The sequence below is a fragment of the Methylopila jiangsuensis genome (assembly GCF_027922305.1).
Lineage (GTDB): Bacteria > Pseudomonadota > Alphaproteobacteria > Rhizobiales > Methylopilaceae > Methylopila > Methylopila jiangsuensis.
Genome location: NZ_BSFK01000005.1, coordinates 476,890 through 493,703 on the forward strand (window position 1 = coordinate 476,890; position 16,814 = coordinate 493,703).

Below are 16,814 nucleotides of genomic sequence, written 5' to 3' on the forward strand. Positions count from 1 at the left end.
GGCCCATGACCGCCCGCGTTCTCGTCGTCGATGACGTTCCCTCCAATCTCCGGCTGCTGGAAGCCCGGCTCACCGCCGAGTATTTCGACGTGGTGACCGCGACCAGCGGGCCGGAGGCGCTGGACCTCTGCGTCCGCGCCCAATGCGACATCGTGCTGCTCGACGTGGTCATGCCCGGCATGGACGGTTTCGAAACCTGCCGCCGGCTCAAGGCCGACCCCCGCAGCCACCATATTCCGGTGGTGATGGTGACGGCGCTGGACCAGCCGGCCGATCGCGTGCGCGGGCTGGAGGCCGGCGCGGACGATTTCCTCGCCAAGCCCGTGGCGGATGTGGCGCTGTTCGCGCGCCTGCGCTCGCTGACGCGCCTCAAGATGATGTCGGACGAACTGCGGCTGCGCGCCCGCGCCGCTCGGGAGGCGGGCGCGAGCGACGCCCTGGCGTCGGCGATGGCCGACGACGGCTACGGCGGACGCATTCTGATTGTGGACGACCGCGACGGCGACATGGACGGCGCTGCGGCCGCGCTGTCCGCCCGCCACGAGGTCACGCTGGAGCGCTGCCCGCACGAAGCGCTGTTCCGCGCCGCCGACGGGGCGTTCGACCTCATGATCGTCGCGCTGGAACTGCAGGGGTCGGACGCGCTCCGGCTCTGCGCCCAGACGCGCTCGCTGGAGCGCACCCGCGCGCTGCCGATCCTGCTGATCGCGGACGCCGACGCGACGCCGCGGGTGCTGCGCGGGCTCGACGTCGGGGTGAACGACTATGTCACGCGGCCCATGGATCCGAACGAGCTCAGGGCGCGGGCGCGCACCCAGGTGCGCCGCAAGCGCTACGCCGACCATCTGCGCGCCGACCTGCGGACCACCGCGGAGCAGGCGATCACTGACGACCTGACGGGCCTTCACAACCGCCGCCATTTCGATGCGCGCCTGCCGGGTCTGCTGGACGCCGCCGCCAAGCGCCGCGAGCCGCTGTCGGTGCTGATGATCGACATCGATTTCTTCAAGGCCATCAACGACAGGCACGGCCATGACGCCGGCGACGCCGTGCTGCGCGAGTTCGCCCGCCGGCTGAAGGCCAGCCTGCGCGGCGGCGATCTGGTCTGCCGGCTCGGCGGCGAGGAGTTCGTCGCGGCTATGCCGGACACGGACGGCGAGGTGGCGAAGCTGGTGGCCGAGCGGGTGCGCGCCCGCATCGCCTCGGCGCCCATGCGCGCCGGCCGCAACGGCGTGATCGAGGCGGAGGTGACGGCCTCGATCGGCGTGGCCTGCTTCGACGGCGGCGATGACGCGGCCGCGCTGCTGAAGCGCGCCGACGCCGCGCTCTATGAGGCGAAGCGGCTCGGGCGCAACCGCGTCGCCGCGGCGGCGTGAGCGGCCGCGTCAGTCCGGAAGCTGGAACTCCATAAGCAGCGTGCGCTGCAGCCGCGAGAAGTTGTCGTCCGACACCAGCGTGATCACGGTCGCTCCGCTCGGCGCCCGGTGGGCCGAGACGCCCTCGAAGTTGTCGATGGTCTGGATCAGGCTCGCCTCCAGCAGCACGGGGCCGTCCACCACGGCGCCGGGGCGGATGTCAGCCTCGTTCAGCCGGCGCAGGCGGATGGAGAGCGACAGCGGCGGCACGTAGCGCCGCTCCAGCAGCACGAAGCCGCCGCCGGGAAGACGCGCCGCGTCGGTGGGCGAGAAGTCGTCGGTGCGCTTCACGGAGAAGGCGAACGGTTTCTTCGCGCCCACCACGAAGGCGCGATTGTTCCCGGCGGCGTCGAGAAACCTCTCGCCGATCATCATCAGCGCGCCGCCCTCGGTCAGCGCGATGGCCTCGAAGCCCTCGTTGAACGGCGCCGAGCGCGCGTCCTTCGGCAGGGCGATCGCCCGGCCGGCGCCGGCGCGGCCCTGGGCGTCCAGCGCGAAGCGCAGCACCTGGTTGACCCGCTCGGACGCGACCCAGGCGCTCCGGCCCTGGATCTCAAGCGCTTCGGTGTCGGAGCCGCGCCGGCCGGGCAGGGCGCCGCGCGGCCCTTCGATGGCGTCCTTCTCGACGCCGGAGAGGCCCACAGGCGTCGGGCCTTCCCGCTCCACCGCCCCGCGGAACCAGAAACCCCGGTCGCTGACGGCGGTGAAGCGCGTCCCGTCCGCCGACAGACGCAAGCCGGAGAGACCGCCGAAACTCGGGTCGTCGGAGCGAAGCTGAAGCCCGCCAAGGAACACCAGCGCGCCGTAGCGCGCGCCGATGGGCGTGACCGGGCCGAAGCGGTCGATGCGCGTCGCCGACACCGTGATCGGCTCGGCTTCCGCGCGACCGGGCGGCGAGGCGAGGGCGGCGCCGAGCGCCAGCGCCGCGAGCGCCCGACTGAGGCGGAGCAGGCTCACGCGTGGGCGCGGCGTTTCACGGGCGCGCTCGGCGCCTCGTCGAACAGCTCGGCCAGCTTCTCGGTCATGACGCCGCCCAGCTCCTCGGCGTCCACGATGGTGACCGCGCGGCGGTAGTAGCGCGTGACGTCGTGGCCGATGCCGATGGCGATCAGCTCCACCGGCGAGCGGGTCTCGATCTCCTCGATCACCCGGCGCAGGTGCTTCTCCAGATAGTTGCCGGGATTGACCGACAGCGTGCTGTCGTCCACCGGCGCGCCGTCGGAGATCACCATCAGGATGCGGCGCTGCTCGGGCCGGGCGAGAAGCCGCTCATGGGCCCAGACCAGCGCCTCGCCGTCGATGTTCTCCTTCAGCAGTCCTTCGCGCATCATCAGCCCGAGGTTGCGGCGGGTGCGCCGCCACGGCGCGTCGGCGGCCTTGTAGATGATGTGGCGCAGGTCGTTGAGGCGGCCGGGCGCGGCCGGCTTGCCGGCCGCGAGCCAGCGCTCGCGGGACTGCCCGCCCTTCCAGGCGCGGGTGGTGAAGCCGAGAATCTCCACCTTCACGCCGCAGCGCTCCAGCGTTCGGGCCAGAATGTCGGCGCAGGTGGCCGCCACCGTGATGGGGCGCCCGCGCATGGAGCCGGAATTGTCGATGAGAAGCGTGACGACCGTGTCACGGAACTCGGTGTCGCGCTCGCGCATGAAGGACAGCGCGGTCATGGGATCGACCACCACCCGCGACAGCCGGGCCGGGTCCAGCATGCCTTCTTCGAGATCGAAGTCCCAGGCGCGGCTCTGCTGGGCGAGCAGGCGCCGCTGCAGCCGGTTCGCGAGCCGCCCCACCACGCCCTGAAGCGCGGAGAGCTGCTTGTCCAGATAGGCGCGCAGCCGTCCCAGCTCCTCGACGTCGCACAGCTCCTCCGCCAGCGCCTCCTCGTCGAAGGCGCGGGTGAAGGGCGCGTAGTCCGGCTTGGCGCGGTCGTCGCGACGCTCGTCCGGGGCGCGCCAAGGCTCGGTGGCCTCCTCGGCCTCGCCGAGCTCGTCGTCGTCGGGCGCTTCGGACGGCGGCGCGTCCGCGGCCTCCATCTGCTCGGAATCTTCCGACTCGTCGGAGCTCGATTCGCTCTCGGAGGGCTCGGCCCCGTCGTTGGCCTCTTCCGGCGCATCGGCGGATTCGCCGTCCTGGGGCGGCGGCTGGTCGCCGGAGCCGTCGGATTCGTCTTCGCTCTCCTGCCGCTGGCCGACGAACTCCTCGCCCATGTCGAGCGAGGTCAGCAGGTCGCGGATGGTTCGGGCGAAGGCGCCCTGATCCTCGACAACCTCATCCAGCCGGGCGAGGTCGGCCCCGGCCTTCTCCTCCACCCAGGGGCGCCACAGCTCCACGAGCTTGGCGGCCGCCTCCGGCGGCTTGCGGCCGGTGAGCTTCTCGCGCACCAGCAGCGCCACCGCGTCCGGCAGCGGCGCGTCGGCCTTGTCGGCGATGTCGGCGTAGGGCCCGCGATGGTAGCGGTCCTCCAGCATGGCGGCGAGGTTGTGGCCCGTGCCCGCCATGCGCCGGGCGCCGATGGCCTCCACCCGCGCCTGCTCCACCGCGTCGAACACCGCCCGCGCGTCCGCGCCCTGGGGCGCAAGCTTGGCGTGGGTGGCGCGGCTGTGGCAGGCGAGGCGCAGCGCCATGGAGTCGGCGTGGCCGCGCAGGATGGAGACGTCCGTCGCCGTCAGCCGGCGCGGCGGCTCCGGCAGGCGGGCCTTGTCCGCCGTCAGCGCCGGCCGCTCGGAGGCGAAGGCGACCTCGAGCTCCGGCGCCCCGGCAATGGCCTTCAGGCAGCCGGCGACCGCCCGCTTGAACGGTTCCGCGGGAGCGACGGGCTTTTCGCCCGGGCGACGGTTGGAGCCGGACATGGCGCGCCTGTCCGCCGCGTCAGCTCAGCGCGACGTTGACGGCGCTTTCCGGCAGCTCGCGGCCGAAGCAGCGCTGGTAGAACTCCGCCACGAGGCTCCGCTCCAGCTCGTCGCACTTGTTGAGGAAGGTCAGGCGGAAGGCGAAGCCGGCGTCGCCGAAGATCTCCGCGTTCTCAGCCCAGGTGATCACCGTGCGCGGGCTCATCACCGTGGACAGGTCGCCGTTGATGAAGGCCTGACGGGTCAGGTCCGCGAGGCGCACCATCTTGGAGACGGTGTCTCGGCCGTTCTTGTCCTTCTGGTAGTGCGGCGACTTGGCGAGCACGATGTCGACCTCGCGGTCGTGCGGCAGGTAGTTCAGCGTGGTCACGATCGACCAGCGGTCCATCTGGCCCTGGTTGATCTGCTGAGTGCCGTGATAGAGGCCGGAGGTGTCGCCGAGGCCGACCGTGTTGGCGGTGGCGAACAGGCGGAATGCCGGATGCGGGCGGATGACCCGGCGCTGGTCGAGCAGCGTCAGCTTGCCGGACTGCTCCAGCACGCGCTGGATCACGAACATCACGTCCGGGCGGCCGGCGTCGTACTCGTCGAACACCAGCGCCACGTTGCTCTGCAGCGCCCAGGGCAGGATGCCGTCGCGGAACTCGGTGATCTGCTTGCCGTCCTTGAGGACGATGGCGTCCTTGCCGATCAGGTCGATGCGGCTCACATGGCTGTCGAGGTTTACGCGCACGCAGGGCCAGTTCAGCCGGGCCGCCACCTGCTCGATGTGGGTCGACTTGCCGGTGCCGTGGTAGCCGGTGATCATCACGCGGCGGTTGCGGGCGAAGCCGGCGAGGATCGCGAGCGTGGTGTCGTGATCGAACAGATAGTCCGGGTCGAGATCCGGGATCGAGCCCGCGGCCTTCGAGAAGGCGGGAACCTCGAGATCGCTGTCGATGCCGAAGAGCTTTCGCGCCGAGACCTTGATGTCCGGGGTCGGGGCGGGCGCGTCGAGGGTCGGCGTTTCGAGGGCGACGTTCATGATGCCTCCAGGCGGGGCGCGTGGGGTCTCGGCCGCAAGTGGGACGATGAGCGCCGCGAAGGGGAAAGCGTCAGCAGAATCCGGCTGACCGCAGATAGTTATAGGCTTGGATGATCTCGCGCAATTTGTCCTCGGTGCTGCGGTCGCCGCCGTTCGCGTCCGGGTGGAGCCGCTTGACCAGCTCCTTGTAGCGCGCGCGGATCTCGTCCGGTTGCGCGCTTGCGCCGAGATTCAGGGCTTCGAGCGACTTGCGCTCCACGTTCTTGAGTTCGCGCTCGGGCTTCTTCGGCCGCGCGCCGGGCCCGTCCTCGAACATCTCGAACGAATCCTCGAAGTCGAAGTTCCCGGCCCAGCCCCGCGCGGCGCGGCGCCGCGGCTGCTCCGCCCGCGCCCGGGCGCGGGCCTCGGGCGTCGCGGCCGCGCCGTTGCGGCCCATGGTCCAGGTGGGGCGATGGCCGGTCTGGCTGTCGCGCTGGTAGGCGATCACCGCGTCGTCGGACATGCCGGAGAAGAAGTTGTAGTTCTGGTTGTACGCCCGCACATGGTCCAGGCAGTAGCGCCAGTACTCGTTCTCCCGGTCGCGTCCCTTGGGCGCGCGATAGAGGCCGGGCTCGCGGCAACCGGGATGGTCGCAGCGCGGCGCCTTCGGCTCCGGGCGGGCCTCGCTCCGGGACAGGCGAATCCGATCGAACCAGGGGCTGTCGAGCTTCATGATGCGGCCATTATGGGAGCGCGGCCCTAACCGAACAAGAACGCGCCGCTCAAAGCCGCAGGCCGCTCGCCGGGGCTTGACGCGGGGCGCGCGCCCGCTCCTGATCCCGCCGAACCGATGATCCGTCAAGCATCAAGGAGACGCCGCCCATGAGCGTCCGCGCCCGCATCGAGACCAAGCTGACCGAAGCCCTGTCACCGACCCGGATCGAGGTTCTGGACGAAAGCCACCTGCACGCGGGCCACGCCGGCGCGCGCCCCGAGGGCGAGACCCATTTCCGGGTGCGGGTGGTCTCCGCCGCCTTCTCGGGCGTCGGGCGGGTGGAGCGCCACCGTCGCGTCAACGCGCTGCTGGCGGAGGAGCTCGCCGGCCCGGTCCACGCGCTCGCCATCGACGCGCGCTCGCCGGAAGAGCCGGGCCGTCCCTGACGGCGGCGCCGGCGGATCGCGTGGCGCGAGATCAGCCCGCGTGGCGCGCGCTGATCTCGCGGGAGAGGCCCGCATCCAGGATCCAGCGCCACAGGGTGGCGGCGAAGGTGCGGAAGCAGACGATCTCGTAGGTCGGGGCGTCATCGAGCTGCGACACCTGCACCGCGATCGAGGCGGCGTGGGTCGCCGCGGCCGAGCCGGGGCCGAAGGCGCGCGGATGCAGGTCGATCTGGACCAGCGTGGCGAGCGTCTCGCGCGCCTTCGGGCCGGACAGTCGGAACACCGAGCGGCCGTCGGACTGGTCGGTGACCGCCGCGGGCAACGTGGAGAAGTCGGTTCCGGCCGGGCCGACCGCGAGCCATTTGCCCGGCCCCGTTCCGAGAAACGAGACGCCGTTCGCCGTGACCCGCTTCGGACCGTCGGCGAGCTCCACGCCGAAGGCGGCGCGGATGGCGTCCGTGAGCTCGGCCTCGCGGCCCTTGAAGGCGGCGAGCGCCGCCAGCGACAGGTTCTCCACCTCGACAAGCGTCACGCCGGGAGCGCCGGCCGGCGAGGCGAGGGGGGCGACATGCGGCCGGAGGGCCGAACGGGCGACGAGGGGCTCAGCCACGGACGCGGACTCCTTCGGGATCGACGAAGACGGGGGCGCAGACTTCCACTTCGACGTCCTCGCCGCGCACCGGATCATAGGCGCGGACGATCTCGCCGTGGCGCTCGTGGCCGCGGACCAGGAAGCCGAGGCCGACCCAGTGCCCGTTGGAGGGCGAATAGGCGACCGAGGTCATGTAGCCCTGATCGTTCTCGGCGGTCGCCGCCGCCTCCCGCGGAAGGAAATGGGCGCCGCCGCGCAGCCGCTGCGCATGGTTCACCGGCTTGAAGCCGGTGAGGCGCGGACGGTTCGGATCGGCGAGGCCCTCGCGGCGGCTCATGACCGCGCCGATGCAGTCCTTCTTCTTGGACATCATGCCGCCGAGGCCCAGATCGGCCGCGGTGGTCTGGCCGTTGAGTTCGGCCGCCGCGGCGTGGCCCTTCTCGATGCGCATGACGGCGAGCGCCTCCGCGCCGTAGGGGCAGATGCCGAACGGCTCGCCGGCCTTGATGATGGCGCGGATCAGCGCGTCGCCGTAGCGGGCGGGAACCGCCAGCTCGAACGCCATCTCGCCCGAGAAGGACAGCCGGAAGGCGCGGGCGGGGGTTCCGCCGCAGACCGTCAGCTCGATCACGCCGAGATAGGGCAGGCCGGCGTCGGTGACGTCGTGGCCCACGTCGGCGAGAGCCGCCAGCACGTCGCGGGAGCGGGGGCCGGCGATGGCGAACTTGGCCCAGGCGTCGGTGATCGACGACAGATGCACGTCGAGCTCCGGCCACAGATGCTGCCGGCAATACTCCAGATGCCGCATCACGCTCGCCGCATGGGCGGTGGAGGTGGTGACGTAGTAGCGGTCCTCGGCGAAGCGGGCGACGGTGCCGTCGTCCATGGCGAGGCCGTCCTCGCGCAGCATCAGGCCGTAGCGGGCCTTGCCGATCGCGAGCTTGGAGAACGTGTTGATATACACACGATCAAGAAATTCGCCGGCGTCCTTGCCCTGCACGTCGATCTTGCCAAGCGTGGAGGCGTCGTAGACGCCGACCTTGGAGCGCACCGTCTCCACCTCGCGGATGGTGGTCTCCAGCCAGTCCTTTTCGCCCGGACGCGGGAAGTAGGCCGCGCGCATCCACTGGCCGGTCTCGGTGAAGACCGCGCCCTGCTCCTCGGCCCAGAAGTGCGACGGCGGCAGGCGGGTGGGACGGAACTCCTTGTGCCGGTGGGCGCCGCCGAGCGCGCCGATCGCCACCGGCGAGAACGGCGGACGGGTCAGCGTCACGCCCGTGTCAGGAATGGAGCGGCCGGTGATCTCGGCCATGACGGCGAGGCCGACCACGTTGGCGGTCTTGCCCTGATCGGTCGCCATGCCGAGCGTGGTGTAGCGCTTCAGGTGCTCCACCGAGCGGAAGCCTTCGCGGGCGGCGAGCTCCACGTCCTTCACGGTGACGTCGTTCTGGAAGTCCACGAAGGCCTTGGCCTTGGTGGCCGCGGGCTTCCACGGGCCCGCGCCATGGACCCGGCCCCGCTCGTCGTCGCCAGAGGGCGCGTCGAACGCCGCGCCCGCAAAGCCGCAGGCCTCCGCCGCCTCCGCGCCGGCGCGGCCGCCGGCGACGAGCGCCTCGTTCAGGGCGAGCGCGCCCGCCGCCGCGCCCACCGCCGTCATGCCGGGGGGCGGCGTTCCGGGAACGAAAGCGGCGATGTCGTCGCGCCAGCCGGGGCGGCCGCCCTGATGGCTGGTGAGGTGGATGGTGGGGTTCCAGCCGCCGGAGACCGCGATCAGGTCGCAGTCCACGCTGAAGGAGCCGCCTCGGGCGTTGGCGATCTCGCAGCCTTTGACGCCATGGCGGCCATGGACGCGGAGGATCGAGCCGCCGGACACCAGCAGCGCTCCCGTGGCCCGGGCCGCGTCCGCCAGAGCGGCGGCGTCGCCGCGGGCGTCGATCACCGCGACCACCTGCGACCCCGCGGCCGCCAGGTCGGCGACCGTGCGCGCCGCGTCGTCGTTGTTGGCGTAGACCACCGCGCGCTTGCCCGGCGCCGCGCCGAAGCGGTTGAGATAGGTCCGCACCGCGCCGGCCATCATCACGCCCGGCGTGTCGTTGCCGCCGAACGCGAGCGGCCGCTCCAGCGCGCCGGCGGCGAGCACCGCGCGCTTCGCCACGATGCGCCACAGCCGCTGGCGGGGCTGATGGGGGTCGGGAACCGCCACATGGTCGGCGACGCGCTCCAGCGCGCCGTAGACGCCGCCGTCATAGGAGCCGAACACGGTGGTCCGCCGCAGCAGCGTGACCTCGGGCAGGCTGGCGAGTTCGGCTTCCGCCTGCGCGGCCCAGGCCGCGGAGGCCACGCCGCCCACCTCGCGCCGTTCGGCGATCAGCCGGCCGCCGAAGGCGAAGTCCTCCTCCGCCAGCACGACGCGGGCGCCGGCGCGTCCGGCGGCGAGGGCCGCGGCGAGGCCGGCGGGACCGGAGCCGATCACCAGCACGTCGCAGTGCAGCGTGGCCTTCTCATAGGCATCCGGATCGGCGGCCTCCGCCACCCGGCCGAGGCCCGCGGCGCGGCGGATCAGCGGCTCGTAGAGCTTCTCCCACAGCGCCGCCGGCCACATGAAGGTCTTGTAGTAGAAGCCCGCCACGAACACCGGCGACGCGAGCTGGTTGACCGACAGCAGGTCGAAGGCGAGCGAGGGCCAGCGGTTCTGGCTGCTGGCCTCGAGCCCCTGATAGAGCTCGGCGACGGTGGCCTTGACGTTCGGCTCGCGCCGGGCGCCGGTCCGAAGCTCCACCAGCGCGTTCGGCTCCTCGGAGCCCGCGGACAGCAGGCCGCGGGGGCGGTGGTACTTGAACGACCGGCCGACCAGTTTCACGCCGTTCGCCACCAGCGCCGAGGCGAGCGTGTCGCCCGCATGGCCGGAGTAGGAGCGTCCGTCGAAGCTGAAGGTCAGCGGCCGGGAGCGGTCGATGAGGCCGCCCGTGGGCAGGCGATGGGACTGGGACATCACTCGGCTCCGGCGGAGGCGATGGCGGCGTCGCGGGCGTATTCGACCGCGGAGATCTCATGGGTGCGGGTGTCGCGGGTCACCACCAGCCAGGACTGGCAGCCGCTGGCGTGCTGCCACAGCTCCCGATGAGGGCCGGCGGGGTTGTCGCGCAGGTAGACATAGGCGTGGAACGCCGCGTCGGCGTTTTCCGCCGCCGGGTCCGGGCGCTTCAGGGTCGCGTCGCCGAGATAGGAGAATTCGTCGACGCCGCGGGGGCCGCAATAGGGGCAGGCGATGCGCATGGGGTGTCCGCCTTCAGTGCAGGTTGGGCTGGGCGCCGACGCCCTTTTCGTCGATGAGACGGCCGGTCGCGAACCGGTCCAGCCGGTAAGCCGCGGCAACCGGATGCGGTTCGCCGGTCGCGATCAGATGGGCGAAGCACCAGCCCGAGGCGGGGGTCGCCTTGAAGCCGCCGTAGCACCAGCCGGCGTTGAGGAAGAGGCCGTCCACCGGGGTGCGGTCGATGATGGGCGATCCGTCCATGGACATGTCCATGATGCCGCCCCAGTGCCGCAGCAGCTTGACGCGGCCGATCGTCGGCATCAGCGCCATGCCGCCCTCGCACACGTCCTCGATGGTCGGCAGGTTGCCGCGCTGGGCGTAGGAGTTGTAGCCGTCGATGTCGCCGCCGAACACCAGACCGCCCTTGTCGGACTGGGAGATGTAGAAGTGGCCGGCGCCGAAGGTGCAGACCGTGTCGATGAACGGCTTCACGCCTTCCGACACGAAGGCCTGCAGCACATGGCTCTCGATCGGCAGGCGCAGCCCCGCCATGGCGGCGACGCGTGACGAGTTGCCCGCCACCGCGACGCCGACCTTCTTCGCGCCGATGAAGCCGCGGCTGGTCTCGACGCCCGAGACCCGGCCGTTCTCGACGCGGAAGCCCTTGACCTCGCAGTTCTGGATGATGTCGACGCCGCGCCCGTCCGCGGCGCGGGCGTAGCCCCAGGCCACCGCGTCGTGCCGGGCGGTGCCGGCGCGCGCCTGACGCAGGCCGCCTTTCACGGGGAAACGGGCGTTGTCGAAGTCCAGCATCGGCAGGATCGGCTTGAGCTGCTCCACGTCCAGCAGCTCGGAGTCCACGCCGTGCAGCCGCATGGCGTTGCCGCGCCGGGCGTAGGCGTCGCGCTGGCCGTCGGAGTGGAACAGGTTGATGATGCCGCGCTGGCTCATCATGGCGTTGTAGTTCAGGTCCTGCTCCAGCCCTTCCCACAGCTTCATGGCGTGCTCGTAGAACGGCACGTTGCCGGGCAGCAGGTAGTTGGAGCGGACGATGGTGGTGTTGCGGCCCACGTTGCCGCCGCCGATCCAGCCCTTCTCGATCACCGCCACGTTGGTGACGCCGTGCACCCGGGCGAGATAATGGGCGGTGGCGAGGCCGTGGCCGCCGCCGCCCACGATCACCACGTCGTAGGACGGCTTCGGCTCCGGCTCGCGCCAGGCGGGCTTCCAGCCGGTGTGCCCACGCAAGGACTCGCGCAGGACGGAGAAGAGAGAGTAGCGCTGGCTCGACATGGGCTTTCAGAATCCGCGTCCGGGAACCGACGTGAGGATTATGCGAGCCGCAGCCGTCGCATGAGATATAAATCGTGCTTATAGTAGCGCCATGCAGCCCCGCGCCGACGACTTGCCCTTCGATCTCCGCCAGCTCTCGATCTTTCTCGCCGTCTGCGACGCGGGCGCCATGGCGGCGGCGGCGCGCCGGCTCGGCCTTACCCAGCCGGCGGTGTCGCTGGCGGTGGCGGAGCTTGAACATCGGGTGGGCGCCGGGCTGTTCGACCGCTCGATCCGGCCGATCGGGCTGACGCCCGCGGGCGTGCTGCTGCGGCAGCGGGCGAGCGCGCTGGTGTCCGAAGCCCGTCAGATCGCGCCCATGCTGCGGGAGGCGGGGCGGGGACGGTTTCCGCTGGTCCGGCTCGGGCTGGTGGATTCGCTGTCGCGCACGCTGGGCCCCGCGCTCGCCGACGCGCTGTCGGCGCGGGCGGACGAGGCCGCGATCCTCTCAGGCCTCACCGCCTCCCACGCCAGCGCGCTGCTGTCGCGCAACCTCGACGTGATGATCGGCGTCGACGATCTGGGCGAGGTCGGCGGGCTGGAGCGCTGGCCGGTGGTGAGCGAGGCCTATGTGCTGATGACGCCGCCGGACGCCGGCCCCATCCCGGACGTCGCGGCTCTGAAGGCGCTGGCGTCGCGGCTGGAGTTCGTGCGTTTCAGCGCCCGCTCGTCCACCGGGGTCGAGATCGAGCGCCACCTGCGCCGGATCGGGGTGGAGCCGCGGCGGCGGCTGTCCTTCGACACGCCGCAGGGGCTGGTGGCCTCGGTCGCGGAAGGCGGACGCTTCGCCATCGTCACGCCGCTGTGCGTGATCGAGGCGGGCGCGGCCGCGGACAGCTTCGTGGTGACGGCGTTGCCGGGCCCCGAATTCTCGCGCCGGCTGACGCTGGTCGCCTACGATCACGAGCTGGGCCGGCTGCCCGGCGAACTGGCCAAGCTCAGCCGCGAACGGCTCGCGGCGCGCCTCGACGACGCGCCGGATCTCGCCCGCTTCGTGCAGGTGGCGTGAACCGCCGTCAGGCGTAAGCGGCTTCCACCAGCGACCGCACCCGGCGGAAGGCGGCTTCCGCGCCGGCCACGGCGCGGGCGTCCTCCTCCGGCGTCAGTTCGGCGGCGTCCACCGCCTGGGTGAAGCGCTTCCAGTGCAGGCCGCGACCTTCCGGAGCGCCCGCGAGGTGACGGGCGCCGAACTCTTCGCTCAGGCCGAGCTTGGCGGCTTCCTTCAGCAGGAAGGCGGCGCCGAGGCTGGAGCCTTCCGCCACATAGAGCCAGCCGAGCGCCGACGGCAGGTCGGACGGCGTCTCCTGGGCGGCCAACAGCTCGAGCGGGGCGGCCTCCACGTCCTTCAGGTCCTGCTCCACCTCGGCGAGGCGGGGCCGGTCGGCGAGATCGGGGATCAGCGCCTGCAGCGCCGGATCGGCGTAGAGCGGGTTGATGTCGGCGTGGAACGCGCGCTGCACGGCGACGAACCGGGCGTAGGCCTCGCGGCTCGCGAACGGCTTCGCCGCCATGATGCGGCCGTCCAGCGCCTCGTGGGCCTCATGGGTGGCGCGGCGGAGAGCCTGCACGCGGGTCTCGGCGGGGCGTTCAAGCAGGGCGGCGTCATCGGCCATGGATCATCTCATCGGTTCGGACACGGAGGCGCCGCCGGCGCGGGAGGCGTCGGCGGCGGAGGCGGAGGCGGTCATCGGGCGCGCCGCTTTTCCCAATCAGGCGAACAGGAAATCGTTCGCATGCAGCGAGGCTTCGGTCACGCCGAGAAGCGTGATCGAAGTGTTCGCGTTGATGGTGATGACGGCGTTGCCGCCGACGTCGTGGGTGGCCGCGAGCACGTCGGCGAAGCTGTCAAGGCCGGTGCTGGAAAGAAGGCTGATGACGTCGCCCTTGGCGGGACCAGCGACGAAGTCGGTGATCGTGTCGTGACCCGAGGTGTTGGCGAAGGTGAAAATGTCATACCCCACGTTGCCGGTCATGCGATCATTTCCGGCGCCGCCATAGAAGCGGTCATGGCCCTTGCCGCCGACCAGCGTGTCGTTCCCGGCGTCGCCATAGAGACGGTCGTTGCCCGATCCGCCGTTTATGACATCGTTTCCACCGCCCCCGAGCAGCGTGTCGTTGCCCGCCGCGCCGTTGATCTTGTCCGCAAACGCGCCGCCCGTGAACTTATCGTTTCCGTAAGAACCGTTCACGGTGACCGGGCCGGCCGCGATCAGGGACTTCAGGCCGGCGACGTCGCTGTTCATCAGATCATTGATCAGGTCGAACACTTCGTTGCCGGCGCCCGAGCCTGCAAGACCGAGGCCGGAAATGCGCACGTCGGACGTCGTGGTGAAGTTGTCGGACGCGGCGTCGTAGGACAGGCCCGTGCCGAATTCCACCGCGTCCAGCGTGCCGTCCAGCGTGTGGCTGGTCATGTTGTAGCTGAAGTCGCCCTTGGAGCCGGATTCGACGATGAAGGCCTGCCCGTCGGAGATCGGCAGCGAGGTGTCGCTGCTGGAGGAGATGGCGTATTCGTCGCCGGCCAGATCAAACGGGTTGTCGCTGAAGAAACCGCGACCGCTGCGCACGAAGTTGGCGTCGAAGTCGGCGAGATAGGCCGAGAAATCAACGCCGGCGGCGTTGTTGAGCTTGATGGTGATGGCCATCGGGCAGTCTCCTTGAGGGCCTCGTCAACGCGAGGTTTCGGTGAAGGCGCGGCGGTTCAGAACCGCGCGGTGACGCCAAGCGTCGCGGTGCGGCCGGGCGAAGCGGTGAGTTGCGACGCCATGGCGTCCACATAGGCGCGGTCCGTCAGGTTCTCGACGGCGGCGCGCACGGTGAAGTTCTCGTTGATCTTGTAGGACGCGTAGACGTCCACGATGTTGTACTGGCGGTAGAGCGCTGAAGATTGGCTCGATGCGCCCTGGATCTGATCCGGTTTCACATGGGTGAAACGCGCTCCGACGGTCAGGCTGCGGTCAAACAGCCGCACGCCGCCGTCCAGCGTCACCTTGCGCTTGGGCGCGAGATAGAGGCTCCAGAGCCGGTTCTCGAACGACGGCGCGTCCTTGTAGGCGTCCACATAGGTCGCGTCGATAAGAGAGGCCGCTCCGCCGAAATAGAACAGGCCGGCGTCATAACTGGCCTCAAGATCGAGGCCTTTGAGCTTCGCCGGATCAGAGAGATTGACGTTCTGAACGCGGTCGAACCTGTTCGGCGCGACGGCCTGGGTGATGAAGTTCTCGACTTCGGTGGAATAGATCGAAATTTTCGCCCGAAAGGCGTCGCCTTCGCGCAGGATTTCGTTGAAGAGCAGATTTACGCCGGCCTCATAGGTTTCGGCGATCTCGGGCTTCAGGTTCGGGTTGGGCAAAAAGACGTTGCCGCCGCCGATATGCTGCCCGCCAAGCAGGGTCTCCATGAGGTTCGGAGGACGGAAACCGCGTTCGTAGGAGCCGTAGAGCTGCAGCCCCTTGATCGGCGTCACCGCGACCGTGGCGGTCGGCGAGACCCGGCCTTCGCCGCTATCAAGATGAAGCGATGAGAAGGTGTCGCGGCCGGTGATGACGTAGCTCGTGCCCTTCAGATCGTAGCGGTCGTAGCGCAAGCCGCCCAGGATCTGCAGCCAGTCGCCGCGCTTGATTTCGAGCTGGGCGAAGGCGCCGCCGACCCCGCGCTCGCCTGCGGGAGACGAACCGGCGAACTCGACGTTGGTCAGAGGATTTGACGCGCCAGCGGAATTCGCGACCGTATCGGTCTTGTCGAAGAAGTATTCCGCGCCATACGTCGCAGCTAGGGCGAAGCCGGAGACTTCGAGGCGCGAGACGTTCTGCAGCGAACCGCCTACGGTGTCGATGGCGTAATCAACGTCCGTGTCCGGCAGGCCGTTGACCCGCGCCGGACGAAACTGCGTGTTCTCGGTGCGGGTGTAGTAGGCTTTGACGTTCAGATCGAACCAGGGATCGCCGGGCGTCCACCGATAATCGGCCGTCGCCGTGTGATTTGTGATGTCGTTTGTGTCGATGTACTGGCCATTGCCAGTGGTGAAATCCGTGCTCAGCCCCACATAGCTCAGCGTCAGCTTCTGGGTGTCGGTAAAAGGCAGCACGGCTTTCATCAACCATGACCACTGGTCCTGGGTGACGTAGTCGCTGATTGGCTGCTCGCCGGAGGAGCGCGTCTGTTTGACGGCGCGACCGTGCTTGCCGGCGTCGTACTCGCCGAGCTTCTTGCGCCCCACGGCGGCGACCACTTCCGCGCCGTCGCCCACTTTGGCGCCGAACGCGGCGGAGCCATTGAAATCGAACGCGTTCGTTCCGGTGGTCGTGTTGAGCCGGACGCCGTAATCCTTGTCGCCCACGATCAGGTCGGAGGCGTCCAGCGTGCGGAAGGTCACCACGCCGCCGATGACGCCGGCGCCGCCGGCGGTGGAGGTCGGGCCTTTCTCCACCTCGACCGCGGAGAGCAGTTCGGGGTCGACGAAGGCGAAGGCCGAGGAGCCGTGGCCGGCCTGCTGGAAGTTCTGCCGGGCGCCGTCGATCGTCATGTTGACGCGGCCCTGGTCCTGCAGGCCGCGGATGTTGACGTTGACGCCGGGATTCTGACGGTCGATCACCGCGTTCACTCCGGACACGCCGCGCAGCATGTCGCCGGCGTTGCGGGCGCCGCCGCGTTCGTCCATGGCGGCCCGGCCCACATAGGCGGCGCTGGACGGAGTTTCGTAGATGCGGTCCGGCGCGCCCTGCCAGCCGGGGCCGGCCAGCGCGCCGCCGGACCCGCCGGAGGTCACCTCGATCGGGTCCAGCGCCTCGGCGCCGTCTTCGCCCAGCGCTCCTGTGATGGCCGTCGCGTTCGCGGAGGTCGGCGCCAGCGTGATGGAACGCTCGCCCGTGACCCGGCTTTGGAGGCCGGTTCCGGCCAGCGCCAACGCCAGGGCCTGCGGCGCGGTGTAGACGCCGGCGAGCGCCGGACTGCGGGCGCCGGCGGGCAGGGGAGCGGTGTAGGCCACGCGCCAGCCGCTCACCGCGCCGATCTCGGCGATGGCGGAGCCCAACGGCTTCGAGGGAATGGCGAAGCGATAGGTTTCCTGCGCGGACTGTGCGCCAGCGGCCGAGGTTCCGGAGATCGTCGCTGCGCCGAAGGCGGCCGACGCCAGCAGCCTCGCTCCCAGGCTCAATCCCGCCGCCCTGCTCACAGTCCTGTTCCGCATTCCACGCCCCGACGCACGCTCGGC

At 70.4% G+C, this 16,814-nt stretch carries 14 protein-coding genes; 3 read left to right on the forward strand and 11 right to left on the reverse strand.

From position 1 onward, the window contains the following. Positions 1-5: 5 nt before the first annotated feature. Positions 6-1,376: a PleD family two-component system response regulator gene (locus PKE85_RS03770; RefSeq protein WP_271203444.1), complete on the forward strand. Its 1,371-nt coding sequence runs from the start codon at positions 6-8 to the stop codon at positions 1,374-1,376. 9 nt (positions 1,377-1,385) lie between these two features. Here PKE85_RS03770 and PKE85_RS03775 read toward each other — a convergent pair whose 3' ends face one another. The 4 genes from PKE85_RS03775 to PKE85_RS03790 form a co-directional block, all read right to left on the reverse strand. After that, positions 1,386-2,372 carry an esterase-like activity of phytase family protein gene (locus tag PKE85_RS03775; protein WP_271203445.1) on the reverse strand — a complete coding sequence of 329 codons (987 nt, stop codon included), beginning with the start codon at positions 2,370-2,372 and terminating at the stop codon, positions 1,386-1,388. Next, complete coding sequence (gene cobT / locus PKE85_RS03780) at positions 2,369-4,258, reverse strand: cobaltochelatase subunit CobT (protein WP_271203446.1); 1,890 nt, start codon at positions 4,256-4,258, stop codon at positions 2,369-2,371. The genes PKE85_RS03775 and cobT overlap by 4 nt, the downstream gene beginning before the upstream one ends. 19 nt (positions 4,259-4,277) lie before the next feature. Continuing rightward, a complete protein-coding gene (cobS, locus tag PKE85_RS03785; RefSeq protein ID WP_271203447.1) occupies positions 4,278-5,282 on the reverse strand; it encodes a cobaltochelatase subunit CobS in 1,005 nt (334 codons plus the stop codon). A gap of 70 nt (positions 5,283-5,352) precedes the next feature. Next, positions 5,353-5,994 (reverse strand): DnaJ domain-containing protein, encoded by a 642-nt coding sequence (locus PKE85_RS03790; protein WP_271203448.1) that lies wholly within the window; start codon positions 5,992-5,994, stop codon positions 5,353-5,355. Between the two features lie 149 nt (positions 5,995-6,143). On the opposite strand from PKE85_RS03790, the gene PKE85_RS03795 reads away from it, so the two are divergent. Beyond that, a complete protein-coding gene (locus PKE85_RS03795; protein ID WP_271203449.1) occupies positions 6,144-6,422 on the forward strand; it encodes a BolA family protein in 279 nt (92 codons plus the stop codon). Between the two features lie 31 nt (positions 6,423-6,453). Here the strand turns inward: PKE85_RS03795 and PKE85_RS03800 are convergent, their stop codons facing one another. Genes PKE85_RS03800 through PKE85_RS03815 form a run of 4 tightly spaced genes read right to left on the reverse strand, consistent with a single transcriptional unit; the run spans position 6,454 to position 11,563 of the window. Then, the gene (locus PKE85_RS03800; RefSeq protein ID WP_271203450.1) at positions 6,454-7,032 is read right to left on the reverse strand and encodes a sarcosine oxidase subunit gamma; all 579 of its coding nucleotides are present in this window, start codon (positions 7,030-7,032) and stop codon (positions 6,454-6,456) included. Beyond that, positions 7,025-10,006: a sarcosine oxidase subunit alpha family protein gene (locus PKE85_RS03805; protein WP_271203451.1), complete on the reverse strand. Its 2,982-nt coding sequence runs from the start codon at positions 10,004-10,006 to the stop codon at positions 7,025-7,027. The genes PKE85_RS03800 and PKE85_RS03805 overlap by 8 nt, the downstream gene beginning before the upstream one ends. After that, complete coding sequence (locus PKE85_RS03810) at positions 10,006-10,290, reverse strand: sarcosine oxidase subunit delta (RefSeq protein WP_271203452.1); 285 nt, start codon at positions 10,288-10,290, stop codon at positions 10,006-10,008. Before PKE85_RS03810 ends, PKE85_RS03805 begins: the two co-directional genes overlap by 1 nt. Before the next feature lie 13 nt (positions 10,291-10,303). Next, positions 10,304-11,563, reverse strand: a complete 1,260-nt coding sequence (locus PKE85_RS03815; protein WP_271203453.1) for a sarcosine oxidase subunit beta family protein — start codon at positions 11,561-11,563, stop codon at positions 10,304-10,306. A 91-nt stretch (positions 11,564-11,654) separates the two neighbouring features. On the opposite strand from PKE85_RS03815, the gene PKE85_RS03820 reads away from it, so the two are divergent. Beyond that, the gene (locus PKE85_RS03820; protein ID WP_271203454.1) at positions 11,655-12,611 is read left to right on the forward strand and encodes a LysR family transcriptional regulator; all 957 of its coding nucleotides are present in this window, start codon (positions 11,655-11,657) and stop codon (positions 12,609-12,611) included. 7 nt (positions 12,612-12,618) lie between these two features. On the opposite strand, the gene PKE85_RS03825 is transcribed toward PKE85_RS03820, so the two are convergent. From PKE85_RS03825 to PKE85_RS03835, 3 genes are all read right to left on the reverse strand, one after another. Continuing rightward, the gene (locus tag PKE85_RS03825) at positions 12,619-13,215 is read right to left on the reverse strand and encodes a biliverdin-producing heme oxygenase (RefSeq protein WP_271203455.1); all 597 of its coding nucleotides are present in this window, start codon (positions 13,213-13,215) and stop codon (positions 12,619-12,621) included. A gap of 96 nt (positions 13,216-13,311) precedes the next feature. Continuing rightward, complete coding sequence (locus PKE85_RS03830; RefSeq protein WP_271203456.1) at positions 13,312-14,247, reverse strand: calcium-binding protein; 936 nt, start codon at positions 14,245-14,247, stop codon at positions 13,312-13,314. A 56-nt stretch (positions 14,248-14,303) separates the two neighbouring features. After that, positions 14,304-16,757, reverse strand: a complete 2,454-nt coding sequence (locus tag PKE85_RS03835) for a TonB-dependent hemoglobin/transferrin/lactoferrin family receptor (RefSeq protein WP_271203457.1) — start codon at positions 16,755-16,757, stop codon at positions 14,304-14,306. Positions 16,758-16,814: the final 57 nt, after the last annotated feature.